21 protein-coding genes and 2 pseudogenes are annotated in these 22889 nt (G+C 63.6%); 10 read left to right on the top strand and 13 right to left on the bottom strand.

Going from position 1 to position 22889, the window contains the following annotated elements; all coding sequences use genetic code 11:
• Positions 1–146 precede the first annotated feature (146 nt).
• The 5 genes from BM222_RS02590 to BM222_RS02570 all read left to right on the top strand — a co-directional run bounded on the left by BM222_RS02590 (position 147) and on the right by BM222_RS02570 (position 6080).
• Positions 147–1949, top strand: coding sequence for an adenine deaminase C-terminal domain-containing protein (locus BM222_RS02590; RefSeq protein WP_092226695.1), 1803 nt, complete (start codon positions 147–149; stop codon positions 1947–1949).
• 152 nt (positions 1950–2101) lie between these two features.
• Entirely contained in the window at positions 2102–3886 is a 1785-nt protein-coding gene (gene gcl, locus BM222_RS02585) for a glyoxylate carboligase (RefSeq protein ID WP_092226694.1), read from the top strand.
• A gap of 11 nt (positions 3887–3897) precedes the next feature.
• Positions 3898–4683, top strand: a complete 786-nt coding sequence (hyi, locus tag BM222_RS02580; RefSeq protein ID WP_092226693.1) for a hydroxypyruvate isomerase — start codon at positions 3898–3900, stop codon at positions 4681–4683.
• Positions 4684–4694: 11 nt separating this feature from the next.
• Positions 4695–5582, top strand: a complete 888-nt coding sequence (locus BM222_RS02575; RefSeq protein WP_092226692.1) for a 2-hydroxy-3-oxopropionate reductase — start codon at positions 4695–4697, stop codon at positions 5580–5582.
• A 114-nt stretch (positions 5583–5696) separates the two neighbouring features.
• On the top strand, positions 5697–6080 hold the full coding sequence (locus BM222_RS02570) for a DUF1236 domain-containing protein (RefSeq protein ID WP_092226691.1): 384 nt from the start codon (positions 5697–5699) through the stop codon (positions 6078–6080).
• A 74-nt stretch (positions 6081–6154) separates the two neighbouring features.
• Here BM222_RS02570 and BM222_RS02565 read toward each other — a convergent pair whose 3' ends face one another.
• Both BM222_RS02565 and BM222_RS02560 read right to left on the bottom strand, forming a co-directional pair.
• The gene (locus BM222_RS02565; protein ID WP_177242960.1) at positions 6155–6751 is read right to left on the bottom strand and encodes a thiamine pyrophosphate-dependent enzyme; all 597 of its coding nucleotides are present in this window, start codon (positions 6749–6751) and stop codon (positions 6155–6157) included.
• A gap of 8 nt (positions 6752–6759) precedes the next feature.
• Positions 6760–7326 (bottom strand): thiamine pyrophosphate-binding protein, encoded by a 567-nt coding sequence (locus BM222_RS02560; RefSeq protein ID WP_092226689.1) that lies wholly within the window; start codon positions 7324–7326, stop codon positions 6760–6762.
• Between the two features lie 242 nt (positions 7327–7568).
• Between BM222_RS02560 and BM222_RS02555 the strand changes: the two genes are divergently transcribed.
• Both BM222_RS02555 and BM222_RS40830 read left to right on the top strand, forming a co-directional pair.
• Positions 7569–8618, top strand: a complete 1050-nt coding sequence (locus BM222_RS02555) for a hydroxyacid dehydrogenase (RefSeq protein ID WP_092226688.1) — start codon at positions 7569–7571, stop codon at positions 8616–8618.
• A gap of 175 nt (positions 8619–8793) precedes the next feature.
• Positions 8794–9006 carry a hypothetical protein gene (locus BM222_RS40830; protein WP_177242959.1) on the top strand — a complete coding sequence of 71 codons (213 nt, stop codon included), beginning with the start codon at positions 8794–8796 and terminating at the stop codon, positions 9004–9006.
• 3 nt (positions 9007–9009) lie between these two features.
• Here the strand turns inward: BM222_RS40830 and BM222_RS02545 are convergent.
• From BM222_RS02545 to BM222_RS02520, 7 genes and pseudogenes are all read right to left on the bottom strand, one after another.
• Positions 9010–9583, bottom strand: a pseudogene (locus BM222_RS02545) (GNAT family N-acetyltransferase).
• Positions 9584–9589: 6 nt separating this feature from the next.
• A pseudogene (locus tag BM222_RS02540) lies at positions 9590–10948 on the bottom strand (Orn/Lys/Arg family decarboxylase); the annotation flags it as partial.
• On the bottom strand, positions 10930–11127 hold the full coding sequence (locus BM222_RS40825; RefSeq protein ID WP_177242922.1) for a response regulator: 198 nt from the start codon (positions 11125–11127) through the stop codon (positions 10930–10932). The pseudogene BM222_RS02540 and the gene BM222_RS40825, both read right to left, overlap by 19 nt.
• Positions 11128–11330: 203 nt before the next feature.
• Positions 11331–13535 carry a xanthine dehydrogenase family protein molybdopterin-binding subunit gene (locus tag BM222_RS02535; protein WP_092226687.1) on the bottom strand — a complete coding sequence of 735 codons (2205 nt, stop codon included), beginning with the start codon at positions 13533–13535 and terminating at the stop codon, positions 11331–11333.
• Between the two features lie 7 nt (positions 13536–13542).
• The gene (locus BM222_RS02530; protein WP_092226686.1) at positions 13543–14559 is read right to left on the bottom strand and encodes an FAD binding domain-containing protein; all 1017 of its coding nucleotides are present in this window, start codon (positions 14557–14559) and stop codon (positions 13543–13545) included.
• Positions 14556–15047: a (2Fe-2S)-binding protein gene (locus tag BM222_RS02525; RefSeq protein ID WP_092226685.1), complete on the bottom strand. Its 492-nt coding sequence runs from the start codon at positions 15045–15047 to the stop codon at positions 14556–14558. The genes BM222_RS02530 and BM222_RS02525 overlap by 4 nt, the downstream gene beginning before the upstream one ends.
• 145 nt (positions 15048–15192) lie before the next feature.
• A complete protein-coding gene (locus tag BM222_RS02520) occupies positions 15193–15672 on the bottom strand; it encodes an Lrp/AsnC family transcriptional regulator (protein ID WP_177242958.1) in 480 nt (159 codons plus the stop codon).
• Positions 15673–15805: 133 nt separating this feature from the next.
• On the opposite strand from BM222_RS02520, the gene ald reads away from it, so the two are divergent.
• From ald to BM222_RS02505, 3 genes are all read left to right on the top strand, one after another.
• Complete coding sequence (gene ald / locus BM222_RS02515; protein ID WP_092226683.1) at positions 15806–16921, top strand: alanine dehydrogenase; 1116 nt, start codon at positions 15806–15808, stop codon at positions 16919–16921.
• 296 nt (positions 16922–17217) lie between these two features.
• Positions 17218–17436: a hypothetical protein gene (locus BM222_RS02510; protein WP_092226682.1), complete on the top strand. Its 219-nt coding sequence runs from the start codon at positions 17218–17220 to the stop codon at positions 17434–17436.
• A gap of 111 nt (positions 17437–17547) precedes the next feature.
• Positions 17548–18606, top strand: coding sequence for a YeiH family protein (locus tag BM222_RS02505; protein WP_092226681.1), 1059 nt, complete (start codon positions 17548–17550; stop codon positions 18604–18606).
• 49 nt (positions 18607–18655) lie between these two features.
• Here the strand turns inward: BM222_RS02505 and BM222_RS02500 are convergent, their stop codons facing one another.
• The 4 genes from BM222_RS02500 to BM222_RS02485 form a co-directional block, all read right to left on the bottom strand.
• Positions 18656–19528 (bottom strand): ABC transporter ATP-binding protein, encoded by an 873-nt coding sequence (locus BM222_RS02500; protein ID WP_177242957.1) that lies wholly within the window; start codon positions 19526–19528, stop codon positions 18656–18658.
• Positions 19525–20436, bottom strand: a complete 912-nt coding sequence (locus BM222_RS02495; protein ID WP_092226679.1) for an ABC transporter permease — start codon at positions 20434–20436, stop codon at positions 19525–19527. The genes BM222_RS02500 and BM222_RS02495 overlap by 4 nt, the downstream gene beginning before the upstream one ends.
• Positions 20433–21854: an ABC transporter substrate-binding protein gene (locus BM222_RS02490; RefSeq protein WP_177242956.1), complete on the bottom strand. Its 1422-nt coding sequence runs from the start codon at positions 21852–21854 to the stop codon at positions 20433–20435. The genes BM222_RS02495 and BM222_RS02490 overlap by 4 nt, the downstream gene beginning before the upstream one ends.
• 181 nt (positions 21855–22035) lie before the next feature.
• On the bottom strand, positions 22036–22809 hold the full coding sequence (locus tag BM222_RS02485; protein WP_092226677.1) for a Crp/Fnr family transcriptional regulator: 774 nt from the start codon (positions 22807–22809) through the stop codon (positions 22036–22038).
• Positions 22810–22889: the final 80 nt, after the last annotated feature.

Below are 22889 nucleotides of genomic sequence, written 5' to 3'. Positions count from 1 at the left end.
AGGCGGAACCCGCGCAGATCTGCGAGGCCGGGGACAGCCGGCGGTTCGCCGCCTACGGCTTAAGCAGGCGTGCTGCTATATTTGAGCTTGCCCGCTGTGGCGCAGCGCGTAACCATCGTGGGGCGTAAAGCCACGCGAGGGTTCTAATGACCAAACTCACCCGGTTTGCCGTCGCGCCACTGCATACGATGACACGGCGCCTTGCCGATGTCGCCTCCGCGCGTATCGCGCCCGACCTTGTCATCACGGGCGCGCGGGTGCTCTCGACCTATTCGGAGCGGATCCACCCGGGCCGGGAGGTCTGGATATCAGGCGGCCGCATCGCCGCGGTGAAGCCGTCAGGGACGGCCAAGAAGGCGTGGAACGACGTGCCGCTGTATGACGCCGCCGGTGGCATCATCGCGCCGGGATTGGTCGATCCGCACATCCACATCGAATCGTCGATGGTGACGGCCTGCGCCTACGCCGAGGCCGCGCTGCTGAACGGCACCACCACGATTTTCTGCGATAGCCACGAGATCGGTAACGTCATGGACGTTGCCGGCGTCGAGGCGATGCTGGAGGACGCTCGCGAGGCGCCGCTTTCGATCTTCTTGACGGTGCCGAGCACGGTGCCGGCGACCTCGGCGGAGCTCGAGACCGCCGGCGGGGACCTCACGCCCGACAAGATCGCCGGCCTGTTCGATCGCTGGCCTGAAGCTGTCGCCCTCGGCGAGAAGATGGATTTCGTCCCCGTGACTATGGGCGACGAGCGCAGCCACGCTATCCTCGCGGCGGCCTTGAAGCGCGGGCGGCCAGTGTCCGGCCATGTCTACGGCCGCGAATTCGTCGCGGCCTACGCAGCCTCCGGTGTCACCGACACCCATGAAGCGATCGACCGCGACATTGCCGACGATCTGCTCGACGCCGGCGTCTGGGTGTTTTTGCGCGGCGGACCACCGACCACGCCGTGGCATTCGTTGCCGCAGGCGATCCGGACGATCACCGAGCTTGGGGCATCGCACAAGCGGACTGCTGTTTGCACCGACGACCGCGATGCCGACGATCTGCTGCTGTTCGGCCTCGACTGGGTGGTGCGCGAGGCCGTGAAGGCGGGGATGTCGCCGGAGCAGGCCTGGTCGCTGGGCTCGCTGCACGGCGCCACGCGTTTCAACATGGACGGCGACATCGGCGGGCTCGGCGGCGGCCGCCGTGCCGATCTCGTGCTGATGGACGATCAGCTCAAGCCGCATTGCACCTGGTATGGCGGTGAGCCCGTGGTCGAGCACGGCAAGATTACGCCGCTTCTCGACGGAGCGCTGTCGCAGCGCTATCAATATCCCAAGGCGGCCTACGCCACCGTCAAGCTGCCGGACAAGCTGAAGCTGACGCCGGAAATGCCGGCAAAGGCCTGCACCGTCAATGCGATCAAGACCGCGCTGCCGGGCATCACGCTGATTCACGAGAAAGTCGCGATCGAGCCCGCGAAGGACTGGCCGTCGCTGTTTGCGCGTTACGGAATGTGCTTCGTCACGGTGGTCGAACGGCACGGCAAGTCGGCCGGCAACGTTGCTTATGGCTTGCTGAAGGATTTTGGCCTGAAGCGCGGCGCGGTCGCTTCCAGCGTTGGGCATGACAGCCACAATATCATCGTCGCCGGCACCAACGAATCCGACATGCAGCTAGCGATCTCGGCGATTAAAGAGCAGCAGGGTGGCGTCTGCGTCGTCGCTGATGGCAAGGTGAGGGCGCTGGTCCCGCTCCCCATCGCCGGCCTCTTATCCGACAAGCGCGTCACCGAGGTGGCCGAGGAAGTCAAGGTGTTGAAGAAGGAATGGGCGGAGGCGGGTTGCACCATCCCCTACATGGGCTTCAATCTGATTCCGCTATCGGTGATTCCGGAAATTCGCATTACCGACAAGGGCCTCGTGTTGGTGCCGCAGATGGAGCTGGCGCCGCTGTTCGAATGATCTTCTTTCACGTATTTATCGATCTAACTGCTTGAGACTGCCGCGGTTTTTCCGCGGCTGCCGCATCGTGGAAAATAAAATCGATCTCGTTGAGATCGGCTTCCACGCACCCGATGATCTTGCTCGCTGACTTAAACCGAGCGAGGTCCGATATGGCGAAGATGCGAGCTATCGATGCAGCCGTGCGCATCCTGGAGAAGGAAGGTATCTCGACGGCCTTCGGCGTCCCCGGGGCTGCAATCAATCCGCTTTACTCGGCACTGAAGAAGCGCGGCTCGATCCGTCACATCCTGGCGCGGCATGTCGAGGGTGCCTCGCACATGGCCGAGGGCTATACGCGGGCCAAGGCCGGCAATATCGGTGTGTGCATCGGCACGTCCGGGCCGGCGGGCACCGACATGATCACCGGACTCTATTCGGCGATCGCCGATTCCATTCCGATCCTCTGCATCACCGGACAGGCGCCCCGTGCACGGCTCTACAAGGAGGATTTTCAGGCGGTCGATATCGAGTCGATCGCGAAGCCCGTGACCAAATGGGCCGTGACGGTGCGCGAGCCGGCGCTGGTGCCGCGTGTGTTCAGCCAGGCCTTCCATGTGATGCGCTCGGGCCGGCCAGGGCCGGTGCTGATCGACATGCCGCTCGACGTGCAGCTTGCCGAGATCGAGTTCGACGACGAGACCTATGAGCCGTTACCGGTCTACAAGCCGACTGCAACGCGCAAGCAGGTCGACAGGGCGCTGGAGATGCTCAACGCCGCCGAGCGGCCGCTGATCGTGGCGGGCGGCGGCATCATCAATGCGGATGCCTCGGAGCTGCTGGTCGAGTTCGCCGAAATCGCGAACGTGCCTGTCGTGCCGACGCTGATGGGATGGGGCGCGATTCCCGACGATCACGTCCTGATGGCCGGCATGGTCGGCCTTCAGACCAGCCACCGTTATGGTAATGCCACGATGCTTGAGTCGGACTTCGTGCTCGGCATCGGTAACCGCTGGGCTAACCGTCACACCGGATCGGTCGAGACCTACACCAAGGGCCGCACCTTCGTGCATGTCGATATCGAGCCGACCCAGATCGGGCGCGTGTTCAATCCTGATCTCGGCATCGTCTCGGACGCGAAGGCCGCGCTCGAACTCTTCGTTTCCGTCGCCAGGGAGTGGCGACGCTCCGGCAGGCTCCGCGAGCGCCAGGCGTGGCCCGCGGCCTGCCGTGACCGTAAGAAGACCATGCTGCGCAAGAGCCATTTCGACAACGTTCCGATCAAGCCGCAGCGCGTCTATGAGGAGATGAACGAGGCGTTCGGCCGCGATACCTGCTACGTCTCCGTGATCGGCCTGTCGCAGATCGCTGGTGCGCAGTTCCTCGGCGTCTACAAGCCGCGCAACTGGATCAATGCGGGGCAGGCGGGGCCGCTCGGTTGGACCCTGCCGGCGGCGCTCGGTGTGCGCGCGGCGTGCCCCGAGCGGGAGATTGTCGCGCTCTCCGGCGACTACGATTTCCAGTTCCTGATCGAGGAGCTCGCGGTCGGGGCGCAGTTCAATCTGCCCTACATCCACGTCGTCGTGAACAATTCCTATCTCGGCCTGATCCGCCAGGCCCAGCGCGGCTTCGACATGGACTATCACGTCCAGCTCTCGTTCGAGAACATCAACGCGCCGGAGATCGGCGGCTACGGCGTCGACCATGTCGCCGTCGCCGAGGGGCTCGGCTGCAAGGCGATCCGCATCACCCGCCCTGAGGACACGCAGGCGGCATTCGCCACCGCGCGTGAGTTGATGAAGAAGCACCGCGTGCCCGTGGTGGTCGAGTTCATCCTCGAACGCGTCACCAACATCGCAATGGGGACCGAGATCGACAACATTGTCGAGTTCGAGGAGGTGCTGGACCTCCCGCTCGACGACGTCGGTGTCGCGCGCGTGTTGCAGCCGGCAGAATAGGGGAGTGCATCATGCCGAAATTCGCCGCCAACCTGACCATGCTGTTCAACGAGATGCCGTTCATCGACCGCTTCGCTGCGGCCAAGGCGGCAGGCTTTGCCGGGGTTGAATACCTCTTCCCTTACGATTTCGACAAGGCGCTGTTGCGCGAGCAGCTCGAAGCCCACGGGTTGACGCAAGTTCTACACAATCTGCCCGCCGGAAATTGGGGCGCCGGCGAGCGTGGCATCGCGATCATGCCCGATCGCGCTGCCGAATTCCGCGAAGGCGTTTTCCGCGCCATCGACTATGCCAAGGCGCTCGATTGCGACCAGCTCAACTGCCTCGTCGGCATCGCGCCTGCGGATGCCGATCCGCGCGAGCTTCAGGAAACGCTGGTTGGAAACCTGCGTTTCGCGGCCTCGACGCTGGCGCGCGAGAACATCAAGCTGCTGGTCGAGCCGATCAATACGCTCGACATTCCCGGCTTCTTTCTCAACGGCACCGGGCAGGCGGTGCAGCTGATCTCCGAGGTGCGGTCGAGCAATCTGTTCGTCCAGTACGACATCTACCACATGCAGGTCATGGAGGGTGATCTCGCCCGCACCATGCAGAAATATCTGCCGGAGATCGCGCACATCCAGCTCGCCGACAATCCGGGCCGGCATGAACCGGGCACCGGCGAGATCAATTATCCCTTCCTGTTCCGCCATCTCGACGCGATTGGCTATCGCGGCTGGATCGGCTGCGAATACAAGCCGCGCACCACGACGCTGGAAGGCTTGTCCTGGCACGCGGCGCAGACCTTCGAGACCTGAGGACATCTGACATGATCGACATCGGCTTCATCGGACTTGGCACCATGGGACGGCCGATGGCCGGCCATCTTCTGGCCGCTGGCCATCGCGTTCTCCTGCATGACGTCGCGCCTGTCGCGCCGGATCTGATCGCCGCCGGCGGCATCGCGTGCAAATCGGCCAAGGAGGTCGCGGAGGAGGCGGATGCCGTCATCATCATGGTGCCGGATACGCCGCATGTCGAAGCCGTGCTGTTCGGCAAGGACGGCGTCGCGGCCGGCATCTCCAAGGGCAAGATCGTGGTCGACATGAGCTCGATCTCGCCGCTGGCGACCAAGGAGTTCGCGAAGAAGATCGAGGCGCTCGGCGCGGACTATCTCGATGCGCCGGTGTCGGGCGGCGAGGTCGGCGCCAAGGCGGCGAGCCTCACCATCATGGTCGGCGGTCCCGTGCGGGCCTTTGGCACCATGAGGCCTGTTTTCGACAAGATGGGCAAGAACGTCACCCACGTCGGCGCCAATGGCGACGGTCAGACCACGAAGGTCGCCAACCAGATCATCGTGGCGCTGACGATCGAGGCGGTGAGCGAGGCGCTGCTGTTTGCGTCCAAGGCTGGCGCCAATCCCGCGCTGGTACGCAAGGCGCTGATGGGCGGCTTCGCCTCGTCGCGGATCCTCGAAGTGCATGGCGAGCGCATGGTGAAGCGCAATTTCGAACCCGGTTTCCGCATCGAACTGCACCAAAAGGATCTCAATCTCGCGCTCGAAAGCGCGCGTGCGCTGGGCTTGTCGCTGCCGAGCACGGCAGTGGCGCAGCAATTGTTCTCGTCCTGCACCGCGCATGGCGGCAAGGGCTGGGATCATTCGGCGATGGTACGTGCCCTGGAACTGATGGCAGGTCACGAGATCGCTGCGTCCTGAACTGTTACACCGTAACAGTCGCCAGTGTTGTCGTGCGTTTCATCATGCGGGAACCGGAACAATGATCCGGTCCCGCGGTTGATGGCGCATAACAATCACTGGAGACATCAGGACATGAAAACCCGTTTTGCGATTTCGTTGGCTGCCGCGTCGCTGCTGGCGTCGAGTGCAGCCTTTGCTCAGTCGACGACCGCCGAAGGCGCAGCGAACGGCGCACGTGCGGGCGGCGACATCGGCGGCCCGGTTGGCGCGATGGTCGGCGGCACTGTCGGTGCGGCCGTCGGCGCCGGCCTTGAAATTCCGAATGCGATTCTTGGCGGCATCCCGCGCGACGATTCCGTCGTGGTGCACGAGCGCGTCGTGGTCGGCGAACCGCTGCCTGATACCGTGGTGTTGCGCCCGGTGCCGAATTACACCCAGTATCGCTATGCGGTCGTGAACGATCGCCGCGTGATCGTCGAGCCGCGCACGCGCCGGGTCGTCAAGATCATCGACTGACCGGCAAGCTAGGTAATTGGGAATTAGAGGCCCCGCGGAGATGCTCCGCGGGGCTTGTCGTCGACGATGAAGGTCTAAAGCGGCTCGCGCACGCCAAGACCGTGCATGAAGCGCTCCCGAATCTGCACTGGATCCCGGCGGGTGGTGCCGACGCCAGGCTTGTCGTCGATGCGCAGTGCGATCAGGCTTGGCCCGTCGGCCGCCATGGCCTCGTCGACGAGCCGCTCGAAATCCTCCTCGTCCGCAGCCCAGGCGCTGTTGGTGAGTCCCGAGCCCGAGGCGATTGCGACCAGATCGGCAACGCCTGCGGCCGGCGTCGGCTGCGCACCGGTGATCTGGTAGATGCCGTTGTCCATCACGATCATGATGAGGTTCTTCGGCTTCAAGGCTGCGATGGTCGAGAGTGCGCCGAGCTGCATCAGCAGCGAGCCGTCGCCTTCCAGCGCGAACACGCGGCGTTCGGGCTGCGCCAGTGCTACGCCAAGTGCGATCGGGAAGGCGAGGCCCATGCTGCCCAGCATGTAAAAATTCTGCGGGCGGTGGCCGGCAGCCCAGAGATCGAAATTGGTGTTGCCGATGCCGCCGATCACCGCTTCCTCGCGCTTGAGTTTCGCGATCAGGCGCGAGGTCACATCGAAGCGGTTCATCACCTTGGTGTTGCGCGTGGTCATGACCGGGCTCACTTGTCGAAAACCTTGCCGCCGGTGAGCAGCGGACTGAGGATCAGCGCCACCGGCGCCTGCGTGGTGACGGCCTGCTTGATCGAGCGGTCCGCGATGAATTCGAGCTCGTCGAACCGGGTGATCGTGTGATGCTCCAGCGCCAGCGAATCCAGCACCGGACGCATGGTACGGCAGACCAACGACTGGCCGTAATTGAATTCGCCGAGCGTGCCGCGCTCGGAGACGAACATGATCAGGGGGATCTGGTAAGGCACCGCGAGCGAGGCGAGCGTATTGGCGAGCGTCGCAAAGCCCGAGGTCTGCATCAGCACCGCGCCGCGGCGTCCGCCCATCCAGGCGCCGGACACGATGCCCACAGCCTCTTCCTCGCGGGCGGTGGCAAAGGTCGTGAAGAAGGGATCGGCGTGCAAATTCTTGATCAGCGGCGTCAGCACGCGATCGGGCACATAGGGGATGAGGCTGATCTCGTTCCGCTTCAGGGTTTCCAGGACGATGCCATGCCAACTTCTGCCGCCGGGCGCCTGCGTCGCTTGGGACGAGGTCTGCTGTTCCGCAATCGCCATCGCGCTCTCCCTTCAGCCACGCATGCTTCTTCTTGTTTGGCGCAGCGACCCGCCGAACTTGACGGAGAGCGGGCGGGATTGTCAACATGTCCGCGCCGGCACCGTGATCTGCGCCAGACGGCCTGCCATAGCCGGCACCGCCATGTCATAAGCGGGGCAATGAGAAAGCGGAGAGAACGCGGGAACGGGGCGCGCATTGCGCTGACCTTGCGGGTCTCCATGAGAGAGCCGGAAGGGTCCTGATGTCAGCCAACAGCAAGCGCGTTTTTTACGTCAAATACCTTGCCAGCCCCGTTTATATCGACATCCTGAAGGCGCGGCCCGACGTCCGGCTCGACCGCATCGAGAACGACAGTCCTGAAGAGTTCTACGCCCCGACCCTGAGCGCGGCGCATGTCTACCAGATTGGCGCTGCCCGCGACGAGCTGGCGCCGCATTTCCACGTCGACGCCACGTTCCTGAAGCGCACGCCGAACCTGCTGCTGGTCTCCAGCAATGGCGCGGGCTTTGATCCCGTCGACGTCGAGGCCTGCACGGATGCGGGCGTGCTGGTCGTCAACCAGTCCGGTGGCAACGCGCATTCCGTGGCCGAGCACGCGCTGGCGATGATGCTGACGCTGTCCAAGCGCATCATCCAGTCAGATCGCAAGCTGCGCAGAGAATCCAACGTCAACCGCAATGAGCTTATCGGTAACGAGGTCGAGCACAAGATCGTCGGCATCATTGGCCTCGGCAATGTCGGCCGCCGCATCGCGGCGTTGTGCAAGGGTCTGCTCGGCATGAAGGTGCTGGCTTACGATCCCTATCTCTCGAAGGAGGTGATGGCCGAGCGTGGCGGTGAGAAGGTCGAACTCGACGAGCTGCTGCGCCGCGCCGACTTCGTCTCGATCTCCTGCCCGCTGAACAAGGGCAGCCGCAACATGATCAGCGTGCGCGAATTCGGCCTGATGCAGCCGCATGCCTATTTCATCACGACCGCGCGCGGTTTCATCCACGACGAGGACGCGCTGCTTGGGGCGCTGCGCGACAAGCGGATCGCGGGTGCCGGCCTCGACGTCTGGTCCAAGGAGCCGCCGCCGCCGGAGCATCCGCTGCTGCAGTTCGACAACGTGCTGGCGAGCCCACACACCGCGGGCGTCACCATCGAGGCGCGCCAGAACATGGGCCGCATCGCCGCCGAGCAGGTGCTGGAGACGCTCGACGGCAAGCGCCCGCCGCGCATCATCAATCCCGAGGTCTGGCCGGTTTATGCCGAGCGCTTCAGGCGGGCGTTTGGTGTCACGCCCGGGTAGCGGCGCTTTTCGATCCTTGGCGAGAAGGATAAAAGCAGAAATCGGCGGATTTTGCCGGTGGCGTGAGCTTGGGCTGCGGGAACCTTGCTCCAGGCTTTCTGATCCACCTCAAAATCTCCTTCCCTCATTCGGTCTAAATGGGATTAGAGTGCCGTCGGGGCAGCAGGGAGGTCCCATGTCCACTTACGTCGTCAAGTTCATGAAGGACGTGCTTGGTCAGTACGGTCGGCAGATCGAAGTTTGCCAGGGTGCACTCGAGATCGACGCCGCCGACGAGGACGAAGCCAGGGAGCGGGCGAAGGCGAGGTTTTGCAAGGACCAGGCGTTGCATCACTGGTCCCTGCACGCCGACCGCATCCAGGTCAGACCGGCTGACTTTCCTTCGTGAGGTTTAGCGGCCGGGAGCCGTGAGCGATGGCGGCGCCGCCGGCGCCCAGCGAGCGCTGCACCATGGCCGTGTCCGACCAGTGGCCGTGCCGGTAGGCCACGCCGCAGAGTAGGCCGACGCGCGCAAATCCGAACTTTTCGTGTAGCGCCAGCGACGGCGCATTGTCGGCGTCGATATAGCCGATCATCTGGCGGAAGCCGGCGGCCGCACAGGCGTCGATCAACTCCTGGAGCAGCAGCCGTCCGACGCCGCAGCCGAGATGCTCGTGGTGGACGTAGATCGAGTGCTTGGCGGTGTAGCGGTAGGCCGGGCGCTTCCGAAACAGCACCGCATAGGCATAGCCGACAACATCGCCGCGCCAGGTCGCGACCAGATGGGGCAGGCGGGTCTGTTTCAGATTCTTACGCCGGTCGTGCAGGTCGTCCGGCTCCGGCGCGCCGGTTCCTTCGACGTCGCGCGGCACGCCATTGCGGACGTGATGACGATAGATTGCCAGCATCGCCTCGACATCGCTCTCGCGTGACGGCCGGACCAGGACCGGCTCGTCCTCGGAGCGTGGACTCGCTGTTTGGTTCATCGGCACCTACTCGGCAACGACATAAGTATAGAGCCCGATGCGACCGCGCGCATCCACCTCCTTGTAGACGCCCTGGATTTCCACATCGAAGCCGGGAAACCTGTTGAAGCAGGTCTCGAACATCTTGAGATAGTCAACCATGGGCTTGGCCCGCTCCGTCAGCCGCTCGCCGGGCACGATGGTGGCGATCCCTGGCGGATAGACCACGAAGGGCGTGGTGGCGATGCGGCCCTCAATCGTCTCGATCGGCAGATAGTCGACGTCGTTCCTGAACAGATAGCGCGCCGCATCGCGTGGCGACATGGCGATCTCGGGCATCTGCTCGGGCTTGAACTGCCGCGCCTGGAGTGCGCTGACATCGGCTGAGCGGAAGAAGCGGTGCATCTCGCCGCAGAGATCGCGCAGTCGCGCACCTGCATAGCGCGCCTGCCGCCGCTGATAAAATTCCGGGATTGCATCCGCCAGCAGGGCATTGTCATCGTGCAGCCTCTTGAACGCGACGAGCCCGGAGATCAGCGTTCCGGCCTTGCTCGCCTCCACGCCGGGGGTGAGCAGGAAGAGCAGCGAGTTGAGGTCGTTCTTTTCGGGCACGATGCGGTTTTCGCGCAGATATTGCGCGACGACCGGGGCTGGGATGCCGTGCTCGGCATAGGCGCCGGTGGCGCGGTCGAAGCCGGGCGTGAGCAGCGTCAGCTTGTTCGGATCGGTCATGGCAAAGCCTTCCACGAGATCGGGAAAGCCGTGCCAATTGCCGTCGGGCGAAAGCTGCCAGAGCAGGGGATTGGTGGCGAGCTCGTCGGTCGACAGAGTTTCCCAGGCGACGTTGTGCGCGGCGCCGGGGCGGCTGACGTCGGGGATGGAGATGCGATCCGGAACGAAAGGTTCGAAGAACCAGCGCCGGTCGGCGTTCTGCTCCTTCTCCTCGAACTCCCGGCGCATGGCCCGGATCTTTTTGCGGAGCTCGATGCCGAGACGAATCGTGTCGTCCCACAGCACCTCGCCGGAGCGGCCCTTCATCATCTGCGCACCGACATCGAGCGACGCGAAGAGGGGATAGAACGGCGAGGTCGATGCGTGCTGCATGAAGCTTTCGTTGAAACGGCGGTGCTCGACGCGCCGCTTCTGGCCGCGGATGTGGCGGTCCTTGATGTGGATCTGCGAGGCCTGTGAGAAGCTCGCGAGCTGCTTGTGGGTCGATTGGGTCGCGATGATACCCGGCGCCTCGGGGGGAAGGTTGGTCAGGCCCATGGCGAAGCGGCCGGCATAGAGAGGGTGGAATTTCATGAAGCCAGCCCACGCTTCGTCGAACAGGATGTATTCGCAGAGATGGCCGATGCGCTTCAGGATCATCTCGGCATTGTGCAGCCGATCGCGGCATCGGTTTGCACCGCGATTTCGGCGTCCTCCAGCTTGCGGGCCCGGACCACTTCGAAGCCGGAGCGCTGGATCTCCTCGATGATCTGGTTGAAGCGGATGCCCTCGAGATCGTCGGCGTCGAACACGGGTGCGGCGAACAGGAAGTTGAAGCGCTTGAAATAGTCCATGGCATGTCCCGAATGAGCGAGACGGACAGGTCTCGGCACATTCGATGACAGTTGGATGACATGAGCGGGGCTGGCCGCGCCTCACGTCGATCCGTCGTCTTGGGGGCGAGCGGTGGCGCTCAAGGCGCGCCATTCGCGAGCCTCGAAGGGGGACGGTCGGCGATCGGAGTTCGTGGAGATTCGCAACATCTCGACAGGCGCCCTCAGTCCAGCAGTTTGTCCACCGTGATCGGAAACCGCCGGATGCGCTTTCCGGTGGCATGGTAGACCGCATTCGCGATTGCCGCCGGCACCCCGACGATGCCGATTTCCCCTAGGCCCTTGACACCCAGCCTGTTGATTCGGTGATCGGGTTCGTCGACGAAGATGATTTCGATGTCGTGAACGTCGGCGTTCACGGGGATGTGGTATTCGGCGATATCAGCGTTCATGATCCGGCCGAAGCGGTGATCCATGACCGTCTCCTCGTGCAGGGCCATCCCGATTCCCCAGACCACGCCGCCCATGATCTGGCTGCGGCCCGTCTTGGTGTTCAGGATCCGTCCGGCTGCGACGGCGCTTACGATCCGTGTGACACGGATGACGCCGAGCTCTTCGTCGATCTTGACCTCTGCGAAAACCGCCGAGTGCGTGTTGCGAGCGTGCGACTTGTCTTCCGCGAACTGATTGAGCTTTTGCTTCTCGACCCGCTCGAGCCGGCTGTGGCGCATCACGTCGGCGATCGAGACGGCACGGCTCTTGTCATTGCCGTTGGCGATCATGCCATCGACAAGAACGAGGTCGGGTATGTCGACGCTTCCGACGGGCGAGCCGGGCATCGCCTTGGCGAGGCGCGCGAGCTCTTGGCGAATGTCCTCGGCGGCCGCGAGGACCGCGTGCGCGCTCGATGCCGCCATCCAGGAGCCGCCCTCGACGGGCGCTTGCGGAAAGGTCGAGTCGGCGAGCTTCACGTCGATGGTCTCGATCGGCAGCCCCAGCGCATCGGCGGCCACTTGCGCCACGATGGTGTATGTACCAGTTCCGATGTCTGAGGCCGCGCAGGAAACCTCGGCGTGGCCATTGGCCGTCAGCACGATCCGGACAGCGACCGGCATTTGGAGCGCCTCCCAGACGCCAGTCGCCATACCCCAACCGACCAGCTCCTTGCCATCCCGCATCGAGCCTGGGGCAGGATTGCGCCGGTTCCAGCCGAACGATTCCGCGCCCCGGGCGTAGCATTCGCGCAACTGCTTGCTGGTGTAGGGCAAATCCTCGCCCTGGTCGCGCTCCGAGTAGGATTTCAGCCGCAACTCGATCGGATCGAGCTTGAGGGCGACGGCGAGCTCGTCCATGGCGCATTCGAGCGCGCAGACGCCGGAGGCGGCGCCCGGCGCGCGCATGTCGCACGGCGTCGAGACATCGAGGTGGACAAGCTTGTGGGACAAGAGACTGTTCGGGCTCCTGTAGAGTTGCTCTGCCCAGCCGGTGTCGTTACGTGCAAAATCCTCGTGACGTGAGGTCACGGCGATCGCCTCGTGCACGACGGCATCGAGCTTGCCGTCAGCGCTTGCACCCAGCGCGACATGCTCGATCGTCATCGGGCGATAGCCGAGCCCGTACATCTGATGCCGCGTCAGCACGACGCGGACGGACCGCTCCAGCGCGAGCGCGGCAAGCGTTGCCAGAACGACCTGGTGTTGCGGCCGCAGGCCGGACCCAAACGCGCCGCCGACATAGGGCGAGACCACGCGGATGTCCTCCGGCTTCTTGCCGAACACGCTGCACAGATACTTGTGAACGTTCTGGACGCCTTGCGTCTTGTCGTAGACCGTGAGCCTGTTGCCACCTTCCCAGACCGTCGTGGTCGCGTACAGCTCCATCGGGTTATGATGCTCGGTCGGAATGACATAGTCCGCCTCGTGGCGTACGGCCGCGCCGTTGAGAGCCGTTTCGGCATCACCGCGTGGCTTGTGTGGCTTGTCCAACTCGATGGCATGGCCGCGCTTGGCGTCGAGGTCGGTCGCAAAGCCGTCTTGCTCATAGTCGATCCGCACGAGCGTTGCGGCGAACTTCGCGGTCTCCCAATTCTCCGCGACGACCAGGGCGACTGGCTGGCCATTGAATCGGATCACGTCGTCATAGAGCGGGCGGAAAGGCGAGCCCTTCTCCGGCGCCACCTCGTCCTTCCAGGCATCGTCATCGTCGGCGAGCGGCGGGCGGTTGGCGTGCGTAAGCACGTCGACCACGCCTTTCACCCGCAACGCTTCGCTTGCGTCGAGGCGAACGATGCGCCCGCGCGCAATGGTGGCGGTGACGACGAAGCCATGGAGCAGCCCGGCGGCCTGGAATTCGCCGGCATATTGGGCAGCACCGGTGACTTTGGCGCGGCCGTCGACGCGGGACGTTGGTGTTCCGACATAGGCGTTCATCGGTCCCTCATGCGATCTTCTTGTGGGCTTGTGATTGCGGCGTGGCGCGGGCGGCCTGCATCAGCGTGCGCACGACGGCACGGCGTGCGAGTTCGATCTTGAAGCCGTTATGCGCACGAGCCGCTGCCCCCTGGAGCAGTAGATCGGCTGCGCGTCCGAAATGATCCGGCGTCGCCGCCTGGCCACGTAACGCCGCTTCGGCCTCAAGGCTGCGCCAGGGCTTGTGGGCCACACCGCCGAGTGTCAGGCGCGCTTCACCGATCACATTGCCCTCCAGGTCGAGTGCGGCCGCAACCGCGACCAAGGCGAACGCATAGGAGAGCCGGTCACGGATCTTCAGATAGCTGTAGTTTTGGGCAAAGCCGCGCGGCGGCAGCTCGATCGCGGTGATGATCTCACCGCTGCCGAGATTTGTGTCGATGTGGGGCCTGTCGCCCGGAAGCCGATGAAAATCAATCAATGCAACGGCACGCTCGCCGGAGCGGCTGGCGATGTGCACGCGCGCGTCGAGTGCGGCCAGTGCAACGCTCATATCGGACGGGTTGGTGGCGATGCAGGAACTGCTCGTGCCGAGGATCGCATGATTGCGGTTGAGGCCGTCGATGGCCGAGCAGCCGGTCCCGGGACTTCGTTTGTTGCAGGGCGTCGCCGTGTCGTAGAAATAAGCGCAACGTGTTCGCTGCATCAGATTGCCGCCGACGGAAGCCATGTTGCGCAATTGCGCGGAAGCGCCGGCCAGAATGGCGCTGGCAAGCAACGGATAGCGTTGCTCGATTTGCGGATGATAGGCGAGGTCTGAATTCGGCACGAGGGCGCCGATGCGTAAGCCCCCGTCGGCTGTTTGTTCGATGTCGCGGAGCGGCAGTCGGGAGATGTCAACCAGCCGCGAGGGCCGCTCGACGTTCTCCTTCATCAGGTCGATCAGATTGGTGCCGCCGGCGATCAGCTTCGCATCGGGATCGGCGGCAAGCAGCTGGATAGCGTCTGCGACGTTGCTGGCACGGGAATATTGGAAATTGTTCATGAGCGGCTCATTGCCTGCTGGATCGCAGCCACGATGTTGGGGTAGGCGCCGCAGCGGCAGAGATTTCCGCTCATCAGTTCCCTGATCTCGTCGGCATCGCGAGCTCGGCCCTCCGCGAGTAATCCGGCCGCCGAACAGATCTGTCCGGGGGTGCAGTAGCCGCACTGAAAGGCGTCGTGGTCGATGAAGGCCTGTTGCACTGGGTGAAGCGTGCCATCCTTGGCCAGACCTTCGATGGTCGTGACCTCGGCGCCATCCGTCATGACCGCGAGCGTCAGGCACGAATTGACCCGGCGGCCCTCGATCAGCACGGTGCATGCGCCGCATTGACCATGATCGCAGCCCTTCTTCGTGCCCGTCAGCGCGAGATGGTCCCGCAGCGCATCCAGCAGCGTGGTCCATGGCGCGAGATCGAGCGTGTGGCTGACACCATTGACGATAACGTGAACTGGCGTGCGTTCGGGAATGTCATGCGTGGCATCGCCCATGTCCTGCTCCCTGCGAAGGCGGCCAATCCGAGAATGTCAGCCGCACTGACGCGGAGGCGCGGTGCCTCCGTTGACCAATGCCGTCAAACGGACAACCGCCCGCTAGGTTCCTTGCAGGAATGACGGCAACTCGCGGCGAAAACCGTTAACGCTTCGCTTCGCCGAATACCACGGTCGGCACCGCGCGATTGACGACCTCGCGCAGCGCGAAGCTCGATTGCACACGCGCCACGCGCGGCAGGCGTGACAACTCGGTGCGGTGAATGCGCTCGAAATCCTGGATGTCGCGAGCGAGCACGATCAGAATGTAGTCGTCGGTGCCCGACATCAGGAAGCAGCGCACGACCGAGGGGCATTTCACCACCTCCGCCTCGAACGCTTGCAGCGCCTCGTCGCTCTGGCTCTCCAGCGCGATGCGCACCAGCACCGTCGTGGTGAGCCCGAACTGCGCCAGATCGAGCGCCGCCTGATAGGCCTGGATGTAGCCTTCGTCCTCCAGCGCCTTCTGCCGCCGCGCGAGCGCCGTGCTCGACAGGCCGATCTTGTTGGCGAGCTCCGTATGACTGGCTCGTGCATTGGCGGTGAGTTCCGCGAGGATTGCGAGGTCTTTCCGGTCGAGGGCCAAGGTTTCGTTTCCAGCGTGAAAGGGCGTTTGCGCGCTCACAACCGGCGCGGAGAGGTCGAAGCTAGCGGATATTTGCACGAAACCAAACCCGCGACGTCGTTACGATCATCGGGTGAATCGAAAGGAGCCCAGGATGCGCATCGGTGTGCCCAAGGAGATCAAGGTCCAGGAATATCGCGTCGGGCTCACCCCGGGCGCTGTCCGCGAATATGTCGCGGCCGGGCACGAGGTGACGGTTGAGACTGCCGCCGGCAGCGGTATTGGCGCCTCCGACGAGGTCTACAAACGGGCAGGGGCTTCCATTGCTGCGAGTGCGAGCGACATCTTCGCCAGCTCAGACATGATCGTGAAGGTGAAGGAGCCGCAGAAGAGCGAATGGGGCCAGCTCCGCGAAAACCAGATCCTTTTTACTTATCTCCATCTCGCGCCGGACCCTGATCAGGCCAGGGGTTTGCTTGCGTCCGGCTGTACTGCGATCGCTTATGAGACCGTCACTGACGTGGCCGGTCACCTTCCCCTGCTTGCGCCGATGAGCGAAGTCGCCGGCCGCCTCGCCATCGAGGCCGCTGGCGCCGCGCTCAAGCGATCGGCCGGCGGTCGCGGCCTGCTGCTTGGCGGCGTGCCCGGCGTGCAGCCCGCGCGCGTCATCGTGCTGGGTGGCGGCGTGGTGGGAACGCAGGCCGCGCGCATGGCCGCGGGCCTTGGCGCGGAGGTCTCTGTGATTGATCGCTCGATTCCGCGGTTGCGCGAGCTCGATGATCTCTTTGCCGGACGCGTGCGCACGCGCTTCTCGACCATCGAGTCCGTCGAGGAGGAGGTGTTCGCGGCCGACGTCGTGATCGGCGCGGTGCTGGTGCCGGGCGCGAGCGCGCCAAAGCTCGTTACGCGTGCGATGCTGAAATCGATGCGGCCGGGCGCCGTGCTGGTCGATGTCGCGATCGACCAGGGCGGCTGTTTCGAGACCTCGCATGCGACCACGCACGCGGAGCCGACTTACGAGATCGACGGCGTCGTGCATTATTGCGTCGCCAACATGCCGGGCGCGGTGCCGGTCACGTCGAGCCAGGCGTTGAACAATGCGACGCTGCCGTTCGGGCTGATGCTGGCCAACAAGGGCTTTGCCGCCGTGTTGGAGAACCCGCACTTACGCAACGGGCTGAATGTGCATCGCGGGCGCATCACCAACAAGGCGGTGGCGGAAAGCCTCGGGCTGGAATTCGCGCCCGTCGGTGGTGGGCTGGCGGCGTAACTTACTTCCCTTCTCCGGTTGCGGGAGGAGGTGGCGCGAAGCGCCGGATGAGGGGTATCTCTTCCACTCGCAACACTGCTCGTAAGGATAGATACTCCTCACGCGGCTTCGCTTCGCGAACCGGCGGGCATCCGGCGGCGCTTCGGTGCCCGAATTGGGCGGAAGAAGAAAACTATTGTCACAGCACCGTTCCACGGAAGGACTTTCCCCTCGGGAGGACAAAAACGCCAATCGCTTCCATTGCCGTTTAGGCCCGAAACGACGACATTCAACCAGCATTTGATGGATTGACGGCGATGGAACGCACTGGATTTGAGCCCTTCGGCGAGCAGCTGGTGTCCGCAACGGACACCCAGCCACAGTCGCGCACATCAAAGCTGCTGCTGCGGGCCGGCACGGGCGTGTTCTGGACCCTGGTGGCAGGCATCGTGCTCGCGCGCGCGGCGTTCTTCCAGCCGGGCGTCTACGACAGCTTCAGCCACGTGGCTTCCCTGGCCAAGAACCTGCTGTTCTGAGCCCGATTATTCCGGGTTGAGAATACGACTTCCCTCGGCCCTGATATGCCGAAAACTTATTCCCCAACGCGAGCGCCCTGCGTATAAATCTTTCTCCTCTGGGAGAGATTTGTGTCGCAGAATCAAGCATCCAGCCCAGCCGGCGCCAAGCCGACCACAGCTTTTGGCCGTGTCGTCGCGCTGATTCCCGGCATTCTCCTGTGCATCGCGGTTGCCGGCGTCTCGGCTCTTCTGGAACGGGCAGAACTCGGCGTGTTCGAACATCCTTACGTCGAGGCGCTGGTCATGGCGATCCTGCTGGGGATGGCCTTGCGCAGTTTCTGGAAGCCGGCGCCGCGCTGGCAGGCCGGCATCGCCTTCAGCGCCAAGCAGCTGCTCGAAGTCGCGGTCATGCTGCTGGGCGCCTCCATCAGCTTTGCCGCGATTGCGGCCTCGGGCATTGCGCTTCTGGCATCGATCGCAGCTGTCGTCGTGATCGCGCTCTCCGTCTCCTTCGGCCTCAGCCGCCTGCTGGGCCTCTCCACGCGACTGTCGATCTTGATCGCTTGCGGCAACTCCATCTGTGGCAATTCCGCGATTGCGGCAGTCGCGCCGATTATCGGCGCCAACAGCGACGAGATCGCATCCTCGATCTCCTTCACCGCCATTCTCGGCGTGATGATGGTGCTGGGCCTGCCGTTGTTGATTCCGCTGTTGCAACTCACCGCCACGCAATACGGCATCCTCGCAGGGCTGACTGTCTATGCCGTGCCGCAGGTGCTCGCGGCGACGGTGCCGGCGGGGCTGATATCCACGCAGATCGGCACGCTGGTCAAGCTGATGCGTGTGCTGATGCTGGGACCCGTGGTCGTCGGTCTCTCGCTGATCGCCTCGCGCTGGCAGACCGGCGCCAAGAAGACCAATGTCGGCTTCTTCCGCCTGGTGCCCTGGTTCATCCTCGGCTTCCTCGCCCTGGCGACGTTGCGGTCGCTCGAGATTGTCCCGGGCACGGTGGTTGGTCCCGTGACGAAGATCACGAGCTTCCTCACGGTGGTATCGATGGCGGCGCTGGGCCTTGGGGTTGACGTTCGCGTGCTCGCCAATGTTGGAGGCAGAGTGACCGCGGCGGTGACGCTGTCGCTGATGCTGCTGCTCGGCGTCAGCATCGCGCTGGTGCATTGGTTCAAGTAAGGGACGCGAAGCGCGTGCACTCGCTCTCCCTGCAAGCAGGGCGGGTAAGCTAAATCACATCCGCCAGCGAATGGCCGTGCAGCTCTATGTTCAGCCCCTGCATGCCCATGTCGTTGATCTCGCCACCCATCGCTTTCAGGCTCTCCTCGCGAATCAATGACATCAGCCCGCGACGCAGCGCCAGAAATTCAGACGACATCATCATCGACTGCTGCCGCGGCCGCTCCAGCGGAATCGGGATCTCCGCCTTGATCGAGCCGGGGCGGGCGGTCATGCAGTAGACGCGGTCGGACAGGAAGATCGCTTCATCGATGTCGTGGGTGACGAACAGCACCGAGATCTTCAGTCGCTGCCACATGTTGGTGAGGATCTGCTGCATGATGACGCGCGTCTGCGCGTCGAGCGCCCCGAAGGGCTCGTCCAGCAGCAGCACTTTCGGGCCGGTCGCGAGCGCGCGGACGATGCCGACGCGCTGCTTCATGCCGCCGGAGAGCTTTTCCGGATAGTGCTTTTCGAAGGCTTCGAGCCCGGCAAGCCCGAGCAGGGTGCGCGCGGCACGCTCGCGCTGCGAGCGAGGCATGCCGCGCATCTTCAGGCCGAATTCGACATTCTCCCGCACCGTCTTCCAGGGAAACAGCGAATATTGCTGGAACACCATGCCGCGCTCGGCGCTCGGGCCGTTCACGCGCTCGCCATCGACCGTGACAATACCCGTGGTGGGCTTGAGGAAGCCGGCGACCGCGTTGAGCAGGGTCGACTTTCCGCACCCGGAGGGACCGACGATCGAGACGAACTCGCCGGGCTTCACATGGATCTGCGTGTCCGTGACGGCCTGGACGGGCCCCTCGATGCTGTCGTAACTGAGAGAAAAATTCTTGACCTCGATGTGGCCTTTCGGTTCGCTCGCAAGCATCTCGCTCATCTCGTCGACCTCCACGGCATCACCAGATGTCCCGCGCCCCTGATCAAGAGGCTCGATCCGAGACCAAGCACGCCGATCGCGATCATGCCGAGTGCGATGTCGGCATACTGGACCAGCGAATAGGCCTCCCAGGTGAAGTAGCCGATGCCGTACTGGCCGGAGATCATCTCGGCGGCGATCAGCGACACCCAGGCGACGCCCATACCCACGGTGAGACCAGTGAAGATGTGCGGCAACGACGCCGGAAAATACACCTCGCGGAAAATCGCGCGTTCGCGTGCGCCGAGACATTGAGCCGCGCGCACCAGCACGGGATCGACCAGCGTCATGCCGTGCAGCGTGTTGACCAGGATCGGGAAGAACGAGCCGAGGAAGGTGATGAAGACGATGCTCTGCTCGTTGGTCGGCCACAGCATGATCGCCATCGGCACCCAGGCAATTGCCGGAATCGGCCGCAGCACTTCCGCGACCGGGAAGATGACCTCGTGGACCAGCTTGAATCGACCCATGATCAGGCCGAGCGGCACGCCGACGATGGCCGCGAGGGAGAAGCCGACGAGGATGCGCCGGCAGCTCAGCACGATGTGCATCAGGAATTTGGGATCGTGGATCGCCTTGGTGAAACTCCCATAGACTGCGACCGGCGAGGGCACATTGGTGAAGCGCACGAAGAACACGACGCGATAGGTCGTGAGCAGGTGCCAGACCAGCAGGAACGCAAGCAGCGAAATGATGCCGATCGCGGTCGCGCGGAGCCGGCCCTGGTTCAGCCGGTACCAGCGCAGCGCGAGCGTGCCGAAGGAGGGCGGAGCCACCGGGGGCGTGACGGCGGGCACGCGCTCCGCCTCGGCAATCGCTGCCGGCATGTTGCTGTCCTCAGGATGTCTGACGAGGGCGGGACTGCTCACGTCTTGCCTCCGCCGACTGCCGCCTTCACCGCATCGTCGAAACCGAGCACCTTGCCGCTGATCTTGGCGGCGTAGGCCTCCGCGTCCGTCTTCAGCAGGAACGGCGCGACCTCGCCATTGCCGACCGCGAAGAAGGCCTGGTCGGCGAACAGCTTGATGCCGCGGGTGGTGTCGAAGACGTAGGCGACGTTGATCTTCTTGCCCTTTGCCTTGAAGTCGGCATAGGCCCCCAAGGTGCAGGCGGCGGATGAGAACGGCATGATGCCGGCCTCATCCACCCAGACTTCACCGGCCTTGCGCGGATCGGTGATCGGCTTCTTGCAGAAAGCGTCTTCGCCCGAGATTTCGTAGTTCTTGGTGCTGCCAAGCTGCGCGTCATAGTCGAGCTTCATCTCGGCATAGGCCTTGCGGATGTAGCTGTCGTCGACCCATTTCTTCGGATCGAACTCCTTCATGCGTCCGAGGTTTTGCAGCACCTTGACGTCGGTGGCGGCCGCATCGACCAGCGCCGGCTTGACCGTGGGATCGGTGGTCATGTTGCCACTCGGGCCCAAGAAGATGTAGACGACCTCCTTGTTGATGCCGGTCCATTCCTGGATTTTTTCAGATGCAACCTTGGGATCGTCGCGTAGCCATTGATTGGCGGCGATCAGCGCCTTCATGTAGGCCACGACGACTTCGGGGTACTTTTCGGCGAAGTCGGTACGAACGACGATGCCGTGGAAGGTCGGCAGATTGGTCTCGACGCCGTCAAAAATCTTGCGCGCAAAGCCGCGGAACGGCAGCAATTCGGCGAAGGGAACGAAGTCGGCATGCGCGTCGATCTTTTTTTCCTGGAGATTGGTTGAGCCGACTTCAGGGCTCTGGCTCACGAGCTGGAAGAAATCCGAGGAATAGCCGCGGTCCTGCATCGCCTTCAGCACCATGCCGTGCGCGGCGGAGCCGAAGGGCACGCTGACCAGCTTGCCCTTGAGATCGGCCAGATCGTAGTACGGCGAGTCCTTGTGGACGACGATGCCATTGCCGGAGCCGGAGAGGCTGTAGGCCGCGATGCCGATCAGCCGGCTCTTGCTCTCGGGATTGCTGTCGAAAGTGAAGCCGTTCACGATCAGCGGGTAGTCGCCCATCATGCCGATCTGCAGCTTGTTCGCCATCATCGCGTTGGTGACGGGCGGACCTGACGTGAAATTCTGCCACTCCAGCTCGAACTTGATGTTCGCGTATTTGCCGTCCTTAGGCAGGTATTTTTCCAAAAGATGAAGCCGCCGGATGACGACGCCTGCGGTCACCGTGTTGGTCGTTGTGTCCTGTGTTCCGATACCGAGCGTGACGGTTTCCGCCGTGGCCGGCTGCGCAATGAGAAGCGCCAGCGACGTCACCGACATCGCGATCGAGAGCGTGGGAAGATGGCGGACCATTCTCATCCTCATCAGGTTGGATGTGCTGTGGTTGCCATGATTGGGGGAGGGCGTGGACAGGGCAAATCCGGAATGTTGACCGCAGTCGATTAGTTGCCGGGAAAAGCTGATTGCATACTCCTTGAGCAGTCCTGCACTATAAAGCCGCTTGCCTGTGCAGTGATCTTGCCGGCAAACTCGTTCAGTCGGATGCGTGGCCGCGCATCTCGTCCAGTACGTCTGTCCGACAGACCACGATCTGGGACCGCTTGGTCACGACGATTCCCTTCTCCTGCATCCGCTTCAGGCTGATCGTGACCCATTGCCTGGTGGCGCCGACCATGTGGGCGATGTCGGCATGGGTGAATGCAGCCGCGATCACCCGGCCATCGGCATCCTCCACGCCATAGAGCTCGACGAGGTGCAGCAACAAATGTGCAAGGCGCTGCGTAATCGAGCGCGTTCCCAGCATCTGCGCCAGTGCCGAATAGCACTTGCCCTTGAAGGTGAGGCCTTCGATCAGACCGATCGCAAGGTTTGGGATCTCTGCAGCAAGGGACCGCAGTTCCTTTCCGGGCAGGTGCACCACGCTGCAATTGCTGGACGCGACGCCGGACCATTGATGGACGGTGCCCTCGAACACCTCGGGGCCGCCGACGAAATTCCCGGCGTGCCAGTAGGCCAGCGTGATCTCGCGCCCGAGCGGGGAGCTGTAGAACACGCGGATGCGGCCACTTTCGATGAGCCAGATACCGTCATGCTTGCCGCCCTGGCTGAACAGAGTCTGGCCGCGGTTAAGCACCTTTCGCCGGCCCTGCTTCAGCACCAGCTCCCGCTCGCGCGGTGAGAGCTTGTCCATCAGAGGTGGTGGCCCACCGATCCATTGCTGGTTCTCGGTCAGCAGCAGCGAGGAGCTGCCCGCAGGCCGGACTGCCGGGGGAACAGTCCCGCGAACCGCACTCGCCGCCTGCAACATCGTCTGTCTCCGGAACGTTCAAGTCGTTCCAAAGAGGAGCAATGTCCGTGCCAGATGGCAGCCACTAACACCGGTGTCAT

Origin of the sequence: Bradyrhizobium sp. Gha (assembly GCF_900113735.1) — a bacterium.
Taxonomy (GTDB): Bacteria; Pseudomonadota; Alphaproteobacteria; order Rhizobiales; family Xanthobacteraceae; genus Bradyrhizobium.
Note: the sequence above shows the minus strand (reverse complement) of the source record. Positions and strands in the feature narration are given on the sequence as shown.